The organism is Caballeronia sp. LjRoot34, from assembly GCF_964253815.1.
In the GTDB taxonomy this organism is placed as follows: domain Bacteria; phylum Pseudomonadota; class Gammaproteobacteria; order Burkholderiales; family Burkholderiaceae; genus Caballeronia.
Genome location: NZ_CAXUSB020000001.1, coordinates 3,551,298 through 3,568,891, shown reverse-complemented (window position 1 = coordinate 3,568,891; position 17,594 = coordinate 3,551,298). Strand labels below are relative to the sequence as shown.

The window sequence follows — 17,594 nt, the reverse complement described above, 5'->3', positions numbered from 1 at the left end:
GTCCGAGTGAAATCTGTGCGCTGATGTAAGCGCTGCAGTAACCTCCGGGCTGCAACTACTTCCTGGCGTCAAAACGATGTGCCTCACCTTGGCGCATATCAGTCAAGCCTCACATCGCAGCATTCGGTTCACGGTATGAACGGAACGGTAAAGCCATCTTTATGTCCGTTGCTCATGGCGATGATGCTGACGGGCAAGTTGAATGATCTTATAAATCGGCCCCGTTTAATCTGACAAGAGAATAAACGATTTTTATATCTATGAGGCGATGAAGAGAAATGAAGCGCAAGCCTTGAATCATGGCTTCGGTTTTGTCGATTTATGGAGGGAAAATGCATACAAGGAAATCGTGGTGCATGACGGTGGCGAGTCTTGCCGTGAGCGCGGCGCTACTGGCAGGATGCGCCAATCTTCCGGCAAGCATGGGCGGTGACGGATACAACCCCGCGAGCCAGCCCGGCGCTGAAGAGGTGCGGCAAGGCGTGGTGACCCGCATTGATCCCATAACGATCAAAGGACACGACGATCTTGGACTGGGCGCAATCCTCGGTGCGGCAGCCGGCGGCCTGGTTGGGAGTCAGATAGGTTCTGGTGGCGGCAGCGCAGTTGCAACGGTGCTGGGCGTACTTGGCGGTGGTTTCGCTGGCAGCAAATTGCAGAATGACGAGATTGACCGTAAGGATGGAGAGAACATTTTCGTGAGGCTGAGCAACAGCGTCACGATTGCGGTAACGCAGCCTATGAATGTGGATCTCCGCGTCGGCGATCCGGTTTATGTTGAAGGCCAAGGGCAAAACGCCCGGGTTATCCGGCGCTAACTTGAGCGCTTTGCATTCGTTGACGTTGGGCAAGACCGTTTTCAAGAATTGGAATCACGTCCGATAAGTCATACACACTTTGAAAGCGGTCAAGGACGTTCTGTTGGACGTTCTGTTGCAATAGCGTGACGAGGCGCAATCAAGCCAGTATCAGTGAACGTCTCGTTTGCGCCTTCCTCTGCAGTTTGCCGTGCCCGGTGGCATTAATGAGTCGATCGTCGCAGCCCTGGCTCCGATCCGTCACTGCGATTATTGATGCCCAAACGGTTGAAACAATACTCATACCGAAAATGTGCGCCAACCCACATAAAGGATCCGCTTGTTCTGGAGAGGCTGGAACTATCACCTATTGTCTGCTTAACCGAATCCGACGAATTAACAGTCGACGCGATGATCGTGAAAGAGAGGAGCAGCGATGCCAAACGGTATGCTTCAGCAGGGCGATAGCGGCAGCGACGTCAAGACATTGCAACAAGCGCTGACGGGACATGGCTTCAGTCCAGGAGCCGTCGACGGCACGTACGGGCAGGGAACCGTCGCAGCGGTGATCGCTTTTCAGAAGAGCGAAGGGTTGCTGCCCGACGGCGTCGCAGGACCGCGTACGTTGTCGGCTCTAGGCATTGCCGATTCGGATGAATTGCCGTCGGCCATTCCTGCGGTATCCGTCGAGGTCGTGAGCCAGATGTTTCCAGTCACGCCAATTGGAAATATCAAAGCCAATTTGCCGCCGATGCTTTCGGCGCTGATCGAGAATCGGGTGTCGGACAAGCCCATGGTCCTCATGGCGCTTTCCACCGTGCGCGCCGAGGTGGAGTGCTTCGAGCCAATCAGCGAAGGGCAATCCCGATTCAACACGTCGCCATCAGGCCATCCATTTGACCTTTACGACAACCGCAAGGATCTGGGTAATCAGGGGCAGCCGGACGGTGCGCAGTTCAAGGGTAGGGGATACGTCCAACTCACTGGACGGTTGAACTACGCGACATACGGACCGAAGCTCACGCCGCCTATCGATCTGATCAAGAATCCGGATCTGGCTGGCGATCCGGCCATCGCTGCGAATCTGCTTGCACTGTTCCTCGCGGACAAGGAGCTTGCGATCAAAAACGCCTTGCTCGCCGGTAACATGGCAACGGCAAGGGAACTGGTCAACGGCGGTACAAACGGTCTGGATCGTTTCGAAGACGCCTACCAGCGCGGCGCGGCTTTAATACCCAATTCGCTCGGCACTTGAGACTGTGCCAAAGGTGAATGCCATGAGCTCCCGTACGCTCGACCTTGGGCAGGCTCCGCCGCCCGATTCGTCGCCCGCCCCTGATCTTGCCTCGCCAGGCGCCGGCGAAACTGCGGCTGTGCCTGCGAGCGGGGAAAAGCCGGCGTTGGAGCAATCGACAGAACCTTTGCCATCACCTAACCCTAATCGCACTGCGTCTCGTCCGGTCGGGTCCCCTGCAGAACAGTTGATACTTCAGCGAGATCTTAATGAAGCTCTCCTGTTGATGGATTTCATTTCCGGGCGGCCGGATGTCCATATATGGGATATCGGCGATATCAAGTATCCGGCCCGGACGGACAATCCAGATCACGGAGGCAATGCGGACCGTGGGGATAATCAGCCACCCACGCAGCCACCCAAGCAGACACCGACACTGCCGCCTATTGAGGTGATCCGGCGAATCTGTGCACTGAGGTACCCGCCGGAAGCGAATCTATCTCTTCCGGAAAGGGCGGACAATTCCGCATTGCTGCTTTGTGTGAAGGACAAGTTAAATTCAATCGCATATCCGGCTAATGGACTCACGATCGCATACACATACATGTTCCTGGAGGAAACAGCTCAATCAAAGCGTAACGAATCGACCGGCCAGCAACCGATTGTCATCGCTGAAAAAGGGACTCGAGCCGTCGTCGCGAAGGCAGCCTATCCAGGACTTATCGCGAGTGCAAAGCGCTTCCGATGCTTCCACAGAAACGTAGCCCGCGCCGGGGCTGCGATCACCATATTTTCTGCGATTCTTTTGTGGCTGGTCGTGTATGGAGTTCAATTAACTTCCCGCTTCGAGGAGAACCAAAAGAGTGTGACCGATGTGACCGGTCAGATATACGCGTTAATCGACAAGGAAAATGCCACAGTCGCCGCAGACCGGCAAAGTCACGACAGCGTGCCCACGCGCTGCGGAGACAGGATCGATGACCAGAGCAATCAGGTCAGGTTGCTTTGTAACCAGTGGTCGTACTATCAGGCGCGTTACGAAAAGTCGATCAACGATGTTGCGACGTTCGCTAACAAGTGGCCCTCTGCGTGGTTGACGGTTCCGTTTCCTACGTCACCAACGCTGGAAAAAAATAAGACGGGCGACTTCATCGCAAGACAAGAGGACGTCCAGTCGATCACCTTGGTCCTGTCGGCGTACGCAAGTTATGTATTACCGTTGTTGTTCGGGCTGGTCGGAACAATCGCTTCGTTCTTGCGCGATATAAGCAATCGGATAACCGGGAGCATTTTGTCACCCCGCGACGAGACACTTGCAATCATCCGAATTATCCTTGGAGCCATTGCCGGGCTCGCGGTCGGATTATTTTTTAAACCGGCCTCTGTAGCAGCGCAAGTGAGCGCCGGTGCCGGTGTGTTGACGCTTTCGGCGTCGGGAATAGCGTTCCTGGCTGGCTATGGTGCAGACGGATTTTTCCGCATGATTGACGCAATGATTATCCGCCTCTTTAGCCTCGATCAGAAACCGACACAAGCGAAGTGATTTGTCCGGTCATTCATCTGCGGGCGAAATTGAACCGGGCAATGTCTTTGCCATCGAGAATGGTTTCGACTCATTGATGGATGACCGCGATACATTAAGGATAATTAAGTATCGACCGTAAGCCTGCACAGCCGCCACTTGGTCATCTGGAACGCTTCGATGTGTGATCCGGTCTTCCAACTCTCAAGCTTTTGCCAGCTGGGCGGCATCGCATAAAACATCAGGATGTATCTACTGACCGAAGGAGGATTGATGTCGAAGACTATTGTCTTTTGTGCCGATGGCACCTGGAACGGGCCGGACGAGCAGGCAACGAGCGACAGCAACACCCCTGCAGGCACGCAAGGCTGCGAACCTCAGTTGACCAACGTCTGCAAACTCTTCGCGTGGCTTGACGGCAACCTGCTGCCAGGCGGAACCAACTGGGGCGGCGTGGAGATGGAGAAGTCCCTTCAGGACGCGAGCGGCACACCGGCCCAGATAGCCAAGTACATCCACGGGGTAGGCAATTCACAGCAGTTGCTGGACAAGGTGGCTGGTGGCGCATTTGGCGTAGGCGTCGTAGCCCGCATTGCTCGCGGCTATACCTACATCTCGCGTAACTTCGTGCCCGGCGATAGCATCGTGATCGTCGGCTTTAGCCGGGGCGCGTATACCGCGCGCGCACTGGCAGGCTTGATCGCAGGAGAAGGTCTGCTGCGCCCAGACTTCGCTGCCATTGACGACGACACGCGTTACGACACCGCCGTGGCAGCCTGGTACCGCTGGCGCCACGGCCACGACACGACGTTTCAGAAGATAGCGGACGGCCTGATTGAGTTGCTGGAGATCCACCGTGCCTTCTCCAACGCGAAGGATTTGGACGCCAGTTCTTTTGTCCCGGTGAAAATCACCGCGGTTGCGGTCTGGGATACCGTCGGTTCGCTGGGCATCCCGATTTACCACGCGGGCGCCGCGATTGATCTATTCCGTTTCTGCGACACCGCCTTGAGTCCCAACATCAACCTGGGCGTGCACGCGGTATCGCTCGACGAAGAGCGCAAGCCGTTCGAGCCGACGTTGTGGGATGCCAATCCCAACCTGACGCAGGCGCTTTTTCCAGGAGGTCATTGCGACATCGGCGGAGGCTATCCTGAACACGGCCTGTCCGATGGTCCCTTGCTCTGGGTCGTTGACAGGCTGCAGCATCCAGATGTGGGATTAAAGTTCGCGCTCCGACCTCCAGTTGAAGTCAAATCCGACCCTTTGGCTCCGCGACATCGAGCGTGGGCGGGAAACCCTATATGGTTGGCTGCCGGCGTTTCCCCACGGACCTTCCCGAGCGGAATTGTCCTCAATGACTCGGTTCGCCAGCGTATGAACGGCAAACCTGAAGACTTGTCCGGCGCGCAGGGAGAACAGCCGCCTTACTCACCGCGTAACTTGCCCAAATAAGGTTAGGCAGATTGCGCGGAACCCGTTGTCAGGCGTAGCTTGGTCCGTTTCATTCACGCGATGTTCAACCTCGCCATCGACAGCAAGTTGAGCGTTTGCGATCTGACCAAACTTGTCCACGGCTATGGACGATTCAGACGGCCGGATTCGAATGCGCTGCCGGCACATTAATCCTGAGTGGCCACATCGGCAGCGTCGGCCTGTACCAGTTCGCGCACGAGCAGGTACACGGCTGGCAAGTTGTCGTCGTCACGTCGCCAGTCGACGGGTTCGTCGAGATCCATCCCGGACAAACGACTGTCGCCAAACCGGACAAACGTCGAGCGTATTGTCTCGTTGTGCTTCGCCGTGAAGCCCCGATTCTCAAAGACCTGTTCGTCGATTGTCAGCAGCGTGCGCCAGGTCGGCACTCGCGCGCCACTTGAATAACGGCGACGGCCACTGTCGAGGTGACGGCCTGCGATTGTGGCAATGACCTGCTGGAGGTCGAGCGACGCGCTACGCAGTGCGCGTTCGAGGGCGACAGGATTGGTGTCCTGGACATCCCTATCAAGGGCTGAGTCGTTAATCATGCTGTTATTTTCCTGAGGACTTGCGGCAACTCGCAGCATCAAACTTGATGCTTCGCCAACGCTTGGTTTCGCTGTGTCAACAACTGGCGGATCTGGGCAAGATAGTTGTCGCCAATAGTGCAGTCTTCAACAGGCCGGCTATGCTGATGAGGCGTTGGTGGACGTACGCTGAGATAGCGGCATACCGCGGACACGTACGGTTTGCCATTGCCTCCCAGATGTCGCGCAGCAGCAGCCACGCGCACGTCTCCGACATGCTTGCGCAACCATGCAAGCGTTTCGCGGTCACCGTCGTTCAAGATGCGGATGAGCTGGTCCATAACTGATCCTGTATAAAAATACAGTACTGTTAATTTATACAGTATTTAACCAAGATGCAAATCAATTCGCAGGATGTTTGGCCCTGGCGGAAAGCCCGGGTTTGCCGGATCAACCTGGGCCGCGTTTCATCGGTTTAAGGACGGTTCAAAAAGACGGCCCGCCAGGCTCATGCCGGTAGGCCGTTGTCATTTGCAGGCCTTTGTCCTGCCGCCAACTGGCGATTCGTGCTATCCGCGCACATACAATTCGCGCCGCGCTCCGAGCGTTTCGCGACGCAAGATGTCATCCCATCGCAAACCGCTGGCGACGCGCTAGGTGAGCGCCGACCATGAGCATCATCGAAATCTCCTCTACGGATAAGGACGATCATCATGCTCATCAGCATTCTTCAGCACACACCGCACTGGGTCTGGTGGCTGCTTGCGGCCTTGATTTTCCTCGGCGTCTCGCAAATGCAGCCGCAACAGAGGACGCTGCGCGCCGCCACGGCGATTCCCGTCGCGATGACTGCGCTCTCTCTTTACGGCGTCGTGTCCGTCTTCGCCGCGCAGCCCGTCGCGCTGGCCGCGTGGACGGCGGCGATGCTCGCGGCGTTTGCAATGTCCCACGCTGCCGGTATAGGCAGCAAAGCTCGCTGGCTTGCTGCCGAGCAGCGTCTGCTCGTGCCCGGAAGCTGCGTCCCGCTGATGCTGATGCTCGGCCTGTTCATCATCCGGTTCGGCGCTAACGTCGCGCTGGCGATTCATCCCGATCTAAGTGTCGACGGGCTGTTCGCGGGTTCGGTGAGTTTTGCGTATGGTACTTTCAGCGGCATCTTCCTCGCGCGCGGCTTCGCAATGTGGCGTGCCGCGCGGCAGGCGCAGCCGTCTGGCATGGTGTATTGAGCGGCTGGTTTGTCGGCCTATTGGGCGGTTTGGTAAGCGGCTTATCAATCGGCTCAAGCGCACCGTATGCCCTGCGCCAGCGTCTTCGCGTGACTGTCCAATCGGCGACCATGCCGCGCCGGGATCACGACGATCTGCTTGGCCGCCATAGGCTGGCGTATCCGATCACCCGCCACAACCCGCACCGCGTAGAATCCGCGCAATGGGTCGATCCGCTGCGTGATCTGGGTAGCGCGCAGTGTATCCGCGATCCTCGGATACTTGTCCAAGCCTTTCAACTGGGCGCTAAACGGTGATGACAACACGACTGCGGAGTTGCGTGCGCGGACGCGGGCTGCCGAACAACCCGTGGGCTCCAGCCGCACCTGAATAACCGCACATCACCAACGCCCACCGCATGCGTCACGCTCATCACATCCTGAAACAGCTATTGCGCGAACTGCGGATCTTTATCCTCGTGTCGGCGGCGAGCACCGTATTTTTCTACGCGATGTATCGCGACTCGTTCGCCAGCAACCTGATCTATTCGCTTTGCAGCACGCTGTTTATCCAGAGCTTGATCGAAGCGGGCCGCTATGGTCTCGCCTCCCTGATTCGCAAGCGCTCCCCCGATAACCAGGGGGCCCGGCGCAATTGGCCCGGCTGGGAATTGATGGCTCCGTGGGTCGTCGTGTCGGGTGTAGCGGGCTACGTCGTCGCGCACATGTTCGGCGATTGGCTGACCGGCGTGCAGCACGCGCCGGCCACGATCATGAACAATCCGCGGGCGATGCTGTTGAGCATGACCGGCGTGTTTGTGTTGTCGCTGGGCATCACGTATTTCTTTTATGCCCGGGGCCGGATGGCCGAGATGGAAACACGTACCGAGACCGCGCTGCGAAGTGCCGCCGAAAACCAGCTCAAGCTGCTGGAGTCGCAACTCGAACCGCACATGCTGTTCAACACGCTGGCCAACCTGCGGGTGCTGATCGCGCAAGACCCGCCGCGCGCCCAGGCCATGCTTGACCGGCTGATTGCGTTTCTGCGCGCGACGCTTGACGCCTCCCGCTCGGGATTGGGATCACATTCGTTGTCCGCGGAGTTTGCGCGTATTGGCGATTATCTCGAACTGATGCAGACCCGCATGGGACACCGCCTGAGCACGCGGCTCGATTTACCCGATGACCTCGCAAGGTTGTCGGTGCCGCCGCTGCTGCTGCAACCTTTGGTCGAAAATGCCATCAAGCATGGACTTGAACCCAAGGTTGCAGGAGGGTGGATCAGGGTGAGTGCGCAGCGCGAAGGCGGCATGCTCGTGCTTAGCGTACGCGACACGGGGGCGGGTATCGACGGCGGGGGTAGTGGAGGCCTTGGCGTTTTACCGCCCGTTGGCAGCCGTTTCGGCATCCAGCAGGTTCGTGATCGGCTTGCTGCGCTGTACGGAAAAACCGCTTCGCTTGAGCTCATTTCCACAAGCGACGACGAGGGCGGTACCCTCGCTATCGTGCGCCTTCCGGTATCTTGATTCCGTCCGCTCAGTTGATTCCGTCCGCTGAACATTCGGTGCTGGTCAGAAAAGCCACCGTACTGATTGCCGAAGTAGAAGCTTTGCGGGATGCATCGGACGACAGGGAACTCACGGTCTTTCTCGACTGGCTGTTCGGCGCCGCATGACGAGCGCGAACGACCGAGACAACCCCGGTGAGTCGAACCTTCGCCGCCTAACCCCGCAGCCGACGAAACTCGCCCAGCCACTCCGACAGTACCGCCACCGCTTCGGGCGTCACCGCGTTATATAGCGAAGCCCGCAGGCCGCCGATCGATCGATGTCCTTCCAGGCCATGCAAGCCTTCTCGGCGGGCGTCATCGAGAAACTGTGCTTCCGTGGCTGCATTGGGCAGACGGAAGGCGACGTTCATGGTCGACCGGCAAGCGCGCTCGCCATGCACGCGATAGAAATCCGGCTCGGCATCGAGCGCACGATACAGCCGCTCCGATTTGGCGCGGTTGATCGCCGCCATGTTTTCCACCCCGCCTATTTCATCGCGCAGCCAGCGTGTCACCAGCATCAACACATAGATGGCAAACACGGGCGGCGTGTTGTACAGCGAACGCGCTTGAATATGCGTCCGATAATCAAGCAGGGTCGGCAACGCATGGGTTGCCCGTTGAGCGAATTCATCGCGCAGGATCACCAGGGTGACACCGGCCGGCCCGAGGTTCTTCTGCGCATGCGCATAGATCATCGCGTAACGGTCGATGTCGAGCGGCGCCGCCAGCAGATTGGAGGACATGTCGCAGACCAGCGGCACCTCACGCAGGCCTGGAATGTCCGTAAATTCCAGCCCCTCGACCGTTTCGTTGGACACGTAATGCAGGTAGGCCGCGTCCGGTTCGAGGTCCAACTCCTCCGGCGCAGGCAAGCGGCGATACCCCTCGGCGCCGCCGTCCCACACCACACGCGTATCTCCTTCATGCAGCGCTTCGACCGGCGCCTTGGCGCTCCAGTAACCCGACACAATGTACTCGGCATGCTTGCCGCTGCGGCGCAGGAAGTTCATCGGCAGCATGGAGAACTGCAGGCTGCTGCCGCCCTGCATGAACAGCACGTGGTAGTTGCCGGGAATGTTGAGCAGAACGCGCAGGTTGCGCTCGGCTTCATCGAGGACTGCGCGGAACCAGTCGGATCGATGGCTCATTCCCAGCACCGACAGACCCGTCTCGGGCAACCCGTCGATGGCAACGCTCGTTTCGCGCAGCACCGACGCGGGTAACGCACCCGGTCCGCCGGAGAAGTTCATGGTCTTGTTCATTCAGCCCGCCGTCCGGCGCGCCAGCATCTGCTCGAACGCATCGACGATATGTTGCACATGTTGGTTCTTGTGAGCGAGCACGCCGCTATCGCGCTCGTAGTGCGCGAGCATGGTCGCGTTGGCTTCGAACACGAAGACCTGGCCGTCGGGCAGAAGCGTGAAATCGATGCCGCCGTAGTCCAGATCGAGCCGCTGGCCGATAGCCGCAATGGCGTCCATTGCGCGCTCGCCGAGTGCCGCGCGCGGGTCTTGCAGGAAGAGCAGTTCCTCGGCGAGCTTCCACGCGTGGTTTTCCATTTCGGCGGAAAAATAATGCGCGATCCAGTGCGGCGAGATCACGAGATGATAGGGAAGCGGCTGTCGGTCGACGTAGATCACGCGGTACTTGCGGTAGAAGCCATCGGCCGACTGGCAATCGCGAAACGCGGTCAGGTACTGGGCGCCTTCTTGCGTCGATAACCGGCTTTCAAGTGTTTCGATTGTGTCGCAAAGAACCAGGCCGTCGCCGCCGTGAGCGGCAACGGGGCGGGCTAGTAGTGGAAATGTGACGGCGTGATCGGCGAGTAGCGAAGCGAGTGCTCCACGGTCCCGTGCTTCACTCTCTACTTCGTATCGCAAGCACGGTGCGGTCTGTACTTCATCAAGGCCATCAAGCAGCGCGGCCAGCCTATGCCTGGAGGTCGGGGTGATCGCCGAGTTTGGATTGAGCAACGGGCGCGAACACTGCGCCTCGAAACGCGCGAGCCTCCCTTCAAGCGGCGCGGCAATATCCGGATCGCCGATTGCGTTGAACACGAGATCGAAGGGCGGCAGTTGAGCGTCTTCGTTATCGGCGGCGTAGTCGATTGCGTACTTGATACGACGGTTCCTGGTGCCCGGCAACAATGCGTCGAACGGTACGTTACCTGTCCTTTTACCCGCGCACAGGATCAGGACGGAGCGAGTCCAGCCCGGCGTTTCTTCGATAAAAACCCGCTGGATTCCATAAGCGCGCTCGCGATAAACCTCGGCAAGCGCCGTGTTTCCCTCGCCCGCATGGATAGCGGCAAGGTTCTGGCACGCAACGGCGACGTTCGGATCGAGCGTCAGCACGAGCTGGTACCAGTGCGCGGCGATAGCGTGATCACCTTTCATGAAATAGCCCGTGGCGACGTCGCACAGGCTATTCGTGCGGGCGTCCGGCGAGCTGCTCGCGTACGCGTCGAGGGTATGGGCTGCGATCAGATGGGCCAGCGCGCCGAGTTCGTCGCCGGCTTGGCGGCACGCATCGGCAAGCGTGCGGTGAACCGATGGATCTCGCGACGTAATCGCGCCCAAACGATCAATCGGCGCGGGCGAATGCTTGGGTATGTTGTCGGATTCTTGGGTCATCATGGCCTGGCCGTGCGCATCGGGTCGCTCCATCAATGCGGGTTTTGCAGCATAACGGCCTCGCCCGACATTCCGGTTACAGCCACGCATGCCGTCATTACAAAAACTTACGCGTCGAATTGACCGCGCTCCATCAAGGCTCCATCGCCTTGACGATGACCTGGGCATCCGTGTCCCGTTCGATTCGCTTCAACACCGGCTGCATGGCGGCGAAGTCCGCGGGCGTGCAAACCTGCTTGCCGAAATTCGCTTTCAGATGACGCTCTGCCTGAAACAGGTTCGTCGCGGGATCGAAGACATAACGCGATGAATAATCGAAAAACGCGTTCGTGAAATTTGCGTCGGTTGGCACATCGGTGACTCGGAACGTCTTCGGCAAGGTGACTTGCGAGACTTCATCGAATGTGCCTCCGGTACACATGAACGGCTGGGTCCGCACGCGCTCGGCGAGCAGGTTCTCAACCTGCGTGGCGATTCCGCCGGAGAGGCTCGTCAGCGCGGGCAGGGCAGTCGTGCCGGTGGGCCAGACGACATTGTCGAGCGTTCCATTGATGGTGGTGGTCAGCGGGCCGTTGCTTGCGTCCAGGTCGCTGGCGCTCAGCGTCGCGACACCGCGAAGGCCTGTCACCCGAAGGCGGGCATCGGCGATCTGCTTGCGGCGCTCGGCGGTCGCGTGCAGGAGGTTCGCCCGCTCCGGCCCGGTGCTCCATCCGGCGTCTTCCACCTGGTCGGCGAACGCGGCCGAGCCGTCGGGCGTTACCTCGATCTGCAGGCGCGCCGTGCGGGACAGTGGCTCGGTAGCGGGCGTTCGTGACAGCGTGCCGTCGCCGACCAGCAGCGTTGGACGGTCCATATCCGCGAGCGGCAGAGCGCCGAACTCGATACTCAAGGCCGTCGAGTCGGCATATAGCCCCAACCCCGGCAACCACGTAATGACGTGATTGATCGCGCTGCCGCCATAGCCCGGGACGGACGGGAGCGTATAGACCGAGCCGAGGCTGATCAAGGCCGGCTCGTTCTCGATACCCACTGCAGCCAGCAACGCGCCGTAGAGCGCCACATAGTCCTTGCAGTCGCCATAGCGGTTGGCGAGGATATCGGCGGCCCGGTGGGGGATGGCGGGACTCTGCCCCAGGAACAGCGACACGTAGCGGATATTGTGGCGTACCCAGTCGTAAAGCGTGGCCGCTTTGGCGCGGGGATCGGTTTCGTCGCGCGTGAGCGATTGTGCGAGGGCGCGCACGGCCGGATCGTCCGCGCTCGGATCGACGGCACCGTCCCGATAGCTCGCGGCAAAGCTCCGGTAGTCCGGAAACGTCGACACCATCAGCCGGTCGCCGTACTGCGCATAACCGACCGAGCCCGCTTCCACCCGATCGTAATGAGCCCGGCTATAGTCGAATTCGTAGCGCGTGCGGCCGCCCCGGGTTACGGGCGGCAGGGCTATGTAACCGCGTGCATCGGCATAAAGAGGTTTGTCGGCGGGCAGGTCGAAGATCAGGCGTTGGTTTTCCACTGGGCCACGCTCAGGCTCGACGAAATAATCGAACTGCCCCGCGATGACCGGCTTCGACTGGGTCTTATGAAACCGCAGATGAACGATCGATCCCGCGCTCACCCCTGGAAAGACCACCGCTTTCAGGCGAGCGTCCTCGAACGTGGGGGCGCCTGCCGAACGCGGCTCCTGGATTTCGCGGATTTGGTCGGGAGCGACGATGTGTTTGATGCCGTCGGGGCCGAGCGAGTACGCATCGCTTATGTCGATGGTTGACGTCGATTTGTCGAACCAGATGTAGCGTTGCGCGATGTCGCCGATACCCGCTGGCGTGTTTGCGCGGAGGGTGGTTTCATCGTCTTCGGTCAAGGAGCCGTCTTCCGCTACTACGAAGGTGTGGATGTCGCTGACAAGCGTGGACGGCTGCGCGGTTTCGATGGTGTCTATGGCGAATGCCGGTTGCGATCCTAACCACGCCAGCGACGCAGCCAGCAGTAAGCGTTTTACATCCAGCGATCGAGGATTCATGGAGGGTGGTTTTGCTTGCAGGTTCAACGGGTTATCGTAGCGCAAGCCGTATCGCACGAACGGATTCTCGTTCGTGATTGAAGACGACGTCGACGTGCGGACGTTTCTCGTCGACCGCCTGAAGATGCTCGGCTACACGGTCACCGCATTACATGGGCGCGCACGGCTGAAGCGGCTGAAGGCCGACAATCCGGACGTGCTGAAGGTCGATTTCGCGATTCCCGGCATGAACGGCCTGGAAGTGATTGCCCAAGCGAAGCGCTCACGCCCACAACGGCCTGTGATCCTGGCGACGGGTATATGCGGACGTGCATGTATCGAAGGACCGCGTAGAGGCCGCGTAGAGGGCTACGCGATGTTCGCGAATCCATTCAGATGGGCGATCTGGCGCGCACCGTGAAGGCTGCAATGACGCGCCCGCATGTGTGACGCAGGGTGCGCCCGCGTCTGCGGCTCAACGCCGTTGCGATGTCACGTCCCAGTTGATATCGACACACAAGACCTGCAAGCCGCGCGGTGTTTGCGCCGCAATGGACGCCGTCACGCACAGGTGCGCCTCGTTGATCGAAAGATACGGCGCGGTCAGATGAACCCGATCCGGCGTGCGCAATGCTTCGATGAAATAAGGCCGGCGTTCCCAGCTTGCGCCTTCGGAATGCAACAAGGGCCGGAAGCGCTTGGCGCGCTGCGATGCACGCGCGACGGGCAGGACGTTGTCGCCGATCTGCCGGCCGGATGCATCGAGCAGGAAACAGCGCGCCGTTTCGTGAAGCTGCAATAGCGTGCGGGTCGCATTGGCGAGCGTTTCGCCTTCGATCAGACGCGCCGCCGCCGTTTCCAGCGCGCCCACATAGGGCGCCAGCCTCGCCGACTGCGTACGTTCGCGCGCGGCCACGCGTTCGCGGGACGCCGCCGACAATGCGTCCAGCACGCCTTGCGCGGCTTGCGGTTTCACGGCCTCCACACTGGGTCCGGCGAAATAGGCGCCCTGCACGAAATCGACGTTGCATTCGAGCGCGATCAACGCGTCGCGTTCGGTGCTCAGGCCACCCATCAACACCAGTTGACCGGACTCGTGCAGCAGGGAAACGAGGCCCGGCAACACCCGCTCAATATGCGAATGTTCGCTCGCCTGCTGAAGGATACAGCGATCGAGCGTCACGATATCTGGCCGCAGATGCCACACGCGATCGATGTTCGAATGCTTCACACCGAAGCCATCCAGCGCGATCAGGAAGCCGGACTTGCGCAAGGAATCGATGATTTCAGCGAAGCGCGTGGTCTCGCCGCCCGCTTGCTCGGGCACTTCCAGCACCACGCGCTGCGGCGGCAGGCCGATGTTTTTCAGCGATGCCAGCAGCGCATCGCCGTAGCTCGTGTCCATCAACGCGGCCGGATGGAGGCTGAGGAACAGCCATTCGTCGTCGCTATCGAAGGAAAAGAAGTTGCCCAGATGCAGGGATTCGGCCAGCCGGCCGAGTTCGAGCAGATCGCCGCGCCGTGCTGCCTGCGTGAACACTTCATGCGATGGAACTTGCCGGCCGGAGTCATCCCGGGCTCGCAGCGATGCGTGATAACCGATTGCGCGGCGATGAGACACCGAGAACACCGGCTGAAACACGCTGAACACCGTGTATTCGCCGTACAGGACAGTGCGCCGCGAGCCATCATCGCCCGCGACGGGGCGGGGGGGCTGAAAGCGGGGAGGGTCGAGATCAACCATGCTCATGGTGTTTTGGCAGGCGTTCGAACGCGGCTCGAGTGGGAGTAAACATCGGGAAAGAACTAGTTTACAGGATAGGCCCACTCCCGGAAGAGCAAGAAATATGCGCATTTGCCGGATATTTGAGATATTCCCGCCGAAACTGGGCCTGGCAGGGGCGGGGCTGCGGCCCCGGTTTATATCGCCGACAAGGCGGCGAGGCCGCGTGCACTTCCGTAGTGCAGCGCGCACGGGCAGATGATTCGCGATGGCGCGTTGTTGGCAAGCGTCTATGCGATGCAATGTGCCCCGAGTGGTGCGTGACAAGTGCGAGGCAAAGCGATGACGCCAGCGTTTCAATGCGCTTCCGACGGATCTGTTTTCTTGTTCTTCACGGCCCGAATCTCTGGGCCAAGCTGCGCAAAAATCCACGCTGACGCAGCCGTAATAATGCCGACGCAGAGGAACGTCGCATGAAAGGCGGGCAGCGAATTTGTCGCAGTGACGCGCGGCAGAATGCCGGTGAAGGTCGCAAGCACCGCGCCGGCGATCGTGACGCCGAGACTCATCGACAACATCTGCACGAGCGAGAACAAACTGTTGCCGCTGCTGGCGCCGCCGGTGCCGAGGTCCTTCAGCGTGAGCGTGTTCATCGCGGTGAACTGAATGGAGTTGACGCCGCCGAAGAACGCCAGTTGCACAAGCCGCAACCAGAGAGGCTGATCGGCGCTGGTGAGCGAGAAACTGGCCATCGTGAGCCCGACGAGCACCGTGTTGACCACCAGTACGCTCCGATACCCCCGCTTCATGATCTGGCTCGTCACAATGCGCTTCGATATCATCCCTGCAGCGGCCACGGGCAGCATCATGAGACCGGCTTCAAACGGCGAATAACCGAGACTGATCTGCAACAGCAGCGGTAGCAGATACGGCATCGCGCCGCTGCCGATCCGCGCGAACAGGTTGCCGAGCAAGCCGACGCTGAACGTATGGATCTTGAACAGATCGAGCGAAAAGATGGGCTGCGGCACGCGCACGGCGTGCAACCCGTAGGCCACGAAACACCCGAAGCTCAGCACGAGCAGCACCAGCACGACAGCGTGCTGGAGGCCGAGATCGGCGAGGCCATCGAGTGAGATGGTCAGCGCGACCATGCCGACCGCGAGCAGCAGGTAACCGGCGAGATCGAAGGGGGCCGTGGCCGGGTTGCGGCTATCGGTCATGAAGAGCCGCGTGGCAATACACCCGATCACGCCGACCGGAACGTTGATCAGGAAGATCCAGTGCCATGAGGCAATCTGCACGATCCAGCCACCGAGCGTCGGTCCAATAAGCGGCCCGATCAACCCCGGAATGGCTACAAACGACATGGCGCTGAGATAACGTTCGGCCGGCACCACGCGCAGCAACGAGAGGCGTCCAACGGGCAGCAGCATGGCGCCCCCCACACCCTGCACCACGCGATAAATCACGAGTTGCATGAGCGAGTGGGCATCCGCGCAAAGCAATGAGCCGATAGTGAAGATCAGGATCGCGCTGAAGAAGACATGGCGCGTGCCGAGCTTGTCGGCCAGCCACCCGGAGAACGGAATGACCGTCGCCATGGTCAGGGAATACGCAATGACCACGCCCTGCATGCGAAGGGGCGCTTCGCCGAGGCTTTTCGCCATGGCCGGCAGGGCCGTGTTGACGATGGTCGAGTCGAGGGTCTGCATGAAAAAGCCCGTGGCGACCAGCCATAACATGACGGTGAGCGATTGGGGCGAGGGCGCGGGGGTAACGTTCGAGCGGATTGTGTCGGGCATGAAGGGAGCCGGCGGAGGGGGTGCCGTGATTTTACGTGGATGTGGCGGGATAGCGGGGCAATCGAGAAGACGACTATGCCGTGCGGACGGATCAGCAATAGACGTTCAAGGCACCCGCACGTTTTCTTCGAGTCGACAGATCGAATCGAATTATCAAATGCCCCGCAAATGAGACGGAATGTCAATTGGTTGATTCCGATCACCCTACACTTGGCGCTCGCTTTAGATTCCGGCGATCGAATACCGAATACCGAGAACGCATAGCAAACGATGGGCCTTTTCCCTGAGAGTGAGATGGACGTGTCAGAACAGATAAGACACGCCAATCTGAATGATCGGATACCAGCGATACCGCCGCGCTTTATCGCTGAGTTTCTGCGTGCCCGTACTGGCGATCTGCTGGGCGAATGCTGGGCCGGCATGCTGGGCCAGCGACGGAGACAACGTATAGCTTGTGCGCGGCACGCCGTACGCTACGCCCGGGTCCACTATGAAGCCAAAACCTTTGGCCAAAGGCTGATGCCCGAAGCCAATGCCGAAATAAGGCATGACCGTGGGATATTCAGCCGTTGCCGTCGCGGTGTCTCCCGGCAAGGCGGGGTAATGCTTGCCGCCAAACACATACGTGCCGTTTGACGGCGTGGAGACGCCCGAGAGTTTATCGTCGGTGAAGAGGACACCGCCCGTCATGCGAAAACCGAGGCTGGACCAGGGGAAGAAGTCCAGATAGAGACCACCCTGGCGCACGTGGATATCGTCGTCGTAACGATTTCCACCTACTGCGAAGTTATGCGAAAGGTTGATGGCGTTGAAATCCGCGTGAAGCCCGAGGCCCGAAGTTCGAGCCAAGCCCGATTGCACCGCCGATGCCCGCGCCTTGCGTGCCGCCCTGTAAGTAGATCTCCTGTGCGTGTACCCCGCCAATCCAGACTGCACTACAAGCCGCCAAAATCATTGTCTTGGTGATCATTGTTGTCTCTCTGGTGTCATGCTTGATGCACGAGCCATCTGAGCGACAAGCATTGTTAGTGTTGGTCTCGGCGTCTCCCGACGCGCAATCTCAACGTATTCCCCTTTAAAAGGGCGGTATGTGGGGAGTCGCACACCTTTTCGTAC

The 17,594-nt window shown here is 59.7% G+C and carries 15 protein-coding genes; 7 read left to right on the top strand and 8 right to left on the bottom strand.

The features are described from left to right. Positions 1–332 precede the first annotated feature (332 nt). From ACSQ36_RS15925 to ACSQ36_RS15910, 4 genes are all read left to right on the top strand, one after another. A complete protein-coding gene (locus ACSQ36_RS15925) occupies positions 333–818 on the top strand; it encodes a glycine zipper 2TM domain-containing protein (protein ID WP_436182627.1) in 486 nt (161 codons plus the stop codon). Between the two features lie 415 nt (positions 819–1,233). After that, positions 1,234–2,052 carry a peptidoglycan-binding protein gene (locus ACSQ36_RS15920; RefSeq protein WP_436182626.1) on the top strand — a complete coding sequence of 273 codons (819 nt, stop codon included), beginning with the start codon at positions 1,234–1,236 and terminating at the stop codon, positions 2,050–2,052. A gap of 22 nt (positions 2,053–2,074) precedes the next feature. Then, positions 2,075–3,574, top strand: coding sequence for a hypothetical protein (locus tag ACSQ36_RS15915; RefSeq protein ID WP_436182625.1), 1,500 nt, complete (start codon positions 2,075–2,077; stop codon positions 3,572–3,574). Positions 3,575–3,826: 252 nt separating this feature from the next. After that, complete coding sequence (locus ACSQ36_RS15910) at positions 3,827–5,008, top strand: DUF2235 domain-containing protein (protein ID WP_436182624.1); 1,182 nt, start codon at positions 3,827–3,829, stop codon at positions 5,006–5,008. Positions 5,009–5,175: 167 nt separating this feature from the next. Here the strand turns inward: ACSQ36_RS15910 and ACSQ36_RS15905 are convergent, their stop codons facing one another. Beyond that, positions 5,176–5,580: a DUF2471 domain-containing protein gene (locus ACSQ36_RS15905; RefSeq protein ID WP_213767262.1), complete on the bottom strand. Its 405-nt coding sequence runs from the start codon at positions 5,578–5,580 to the stop codon at positions 5,176–5,178. A gap of 38 nt (positions 5,581–5,618) precedes the next feature. Further along, positions 5,619–5,900: a hypothetical protein gene (locus ACSQ36_RS15900; protein ID WP_213767263.1), complete on the bottom strand. Its 282-nt coding sequence runs from the start codon at positions 5,898–5,900 to the stop codon at positions 5,619–5,621. A 372-nt stretch (positions 5,901–6,272) separates the two neighbouring features. On the opposite strand from ACSQ36_RS15900, the gene ACSQ36_RS15895 reads away from it, so the two are divergent. After that, positions 6,273–6,785, top strand: a complete 513-nt coding sequence (locus ACSQ36_RS15895; RefSeq protein ID WP_436182623.1) for a DUF6622 family protein — start codon at positions 6,273–6,275, stop codon at positions 6,783–6,785. Positions 6,786–7,182: 397 nt separating this feature from the next. Further along, positions 7,183–8,289, top strand: coding sequence for a sensor histidine kinase (locus ACSQ36_RS15890; RefSeq protein ID WP_436182622.1), 1,107 nt, complete (start codon positions 7,183–7,185; stop codon positions 8,287–8,289). Positions 8,290–8,485: 196 nt separating this feature from the next. Here ACSQ36_RS15890 and serC read toward each other — a convergent pair whose 3' ends face one another. From serC to ACSQ36_RS15875, 3 genes are all read right to left on the bottom strand, one after another. Next, positions 8,486–9,577: a 3-phosphoserine/phosphohydroxythreonine transaminase gene (serC, locus tag ACSQ36_RS15885; protein ID WP_436182621.1), complete on the bottom strand. Its 1,092-nt coding sequence runs from the start codon at positions 9,575–9,577 to the stop codon at positions 8,486–8,488. Continuing rightward, positions 9,578–10,951 carry a hypothetical protein gene (locus ACSQ36_RS15880; RefSeq protein ID WP_436182620.1) on the bottom strand — a complete coding sequence of 458 codons (1,374 nt, stop codon included), beginning with the start codon at positions 10,949–10,951 and terminating at the stop codon, positions 9,578–9,580. 130 nt (positions 10,952–11,081) lie between these two features. Then, the gene (locus ACSQ36_RS15875) at positions 11,082–12,971 is read right to left on the bottom strand and encodes a DUF3857 domain-containing transglutaminase family protein (protein WP_436182619.1); all 1,890 of its coding nucleotides are present in this window, start codon (positions 12,969–12,971) and stop codon (positions 11,082–11,084) included. Positions 12,972–13,044: 73 nt separating this feature from the next. On the opposite strand from ACSQ36_RS15875, the gene ACSQ36_RS15870 reads away from it, so the two are divergent. Then, positions 13,045–13,371, top strand: coding sequence for a response regulator (locus ACSQ36_RS15870; RefSeq protein ID WP_436182618.1), 327 nt, complete (start codon positions 13,045–13,047; stop codon positions 13,369–13,371). 54 nt (positions 13,372–13,425) lie between these two features. Here ACSQ36_RS15870 and ACSQ36_RS15865 read toward each other — a convergent pair whose 3' ends face one another. The 3 genes from ACSQ36_RS15865 to ACSQ36_RS15855 all read right to left on the bottom strand — a co-directional run bounded on the left by ACSQ36_RS15865 (position 13,426) and on the right by ACSQ36_RS15855 (position 17,327). Beyond that, the gene (locus tag ACSQ36_RS15865) at positions 13,426–14,700 is read right to left on the bottom strand and encodes an EAL domain-containing protein (RefSeq protein ID WP_436182617.1); all 1,275 of its coding nucleotides are present in this window, start codon (positions 14,698–14,700) and stop codon (positions 13,426–13,428) included. 329 nt (positions 14,701–15,029) lie between these two features. Further along, positions 15,030–16,478: a multidrug transporter subunit MdtD gene (mdtD, locus tag ACSQ36_RS15860; protein WP_436182616.1), complete on the bottom strand. Its 1,449-nt coding sequence runs from the start codon at positions 16,476–16,478 to the stop codon at positions 15,030–15,032. Positions 16,479–16,781: 303 nt separating this feature from the next. After that, the gene (locus tag ACSQ36_RS15855) at positions 16,782–17,327 is read right to left on the bottom strand and encodes a hypothetical protein (RefSeq protein WP_436182615.1); all 546 of its coding nucleotides are present in this window, start codon (positions 17,325–17,327) and stop codon (positions 16,782–16,784) included. Between the last annotated feature and the right edge of the window lie 267 nt (positions 17,328–17,594).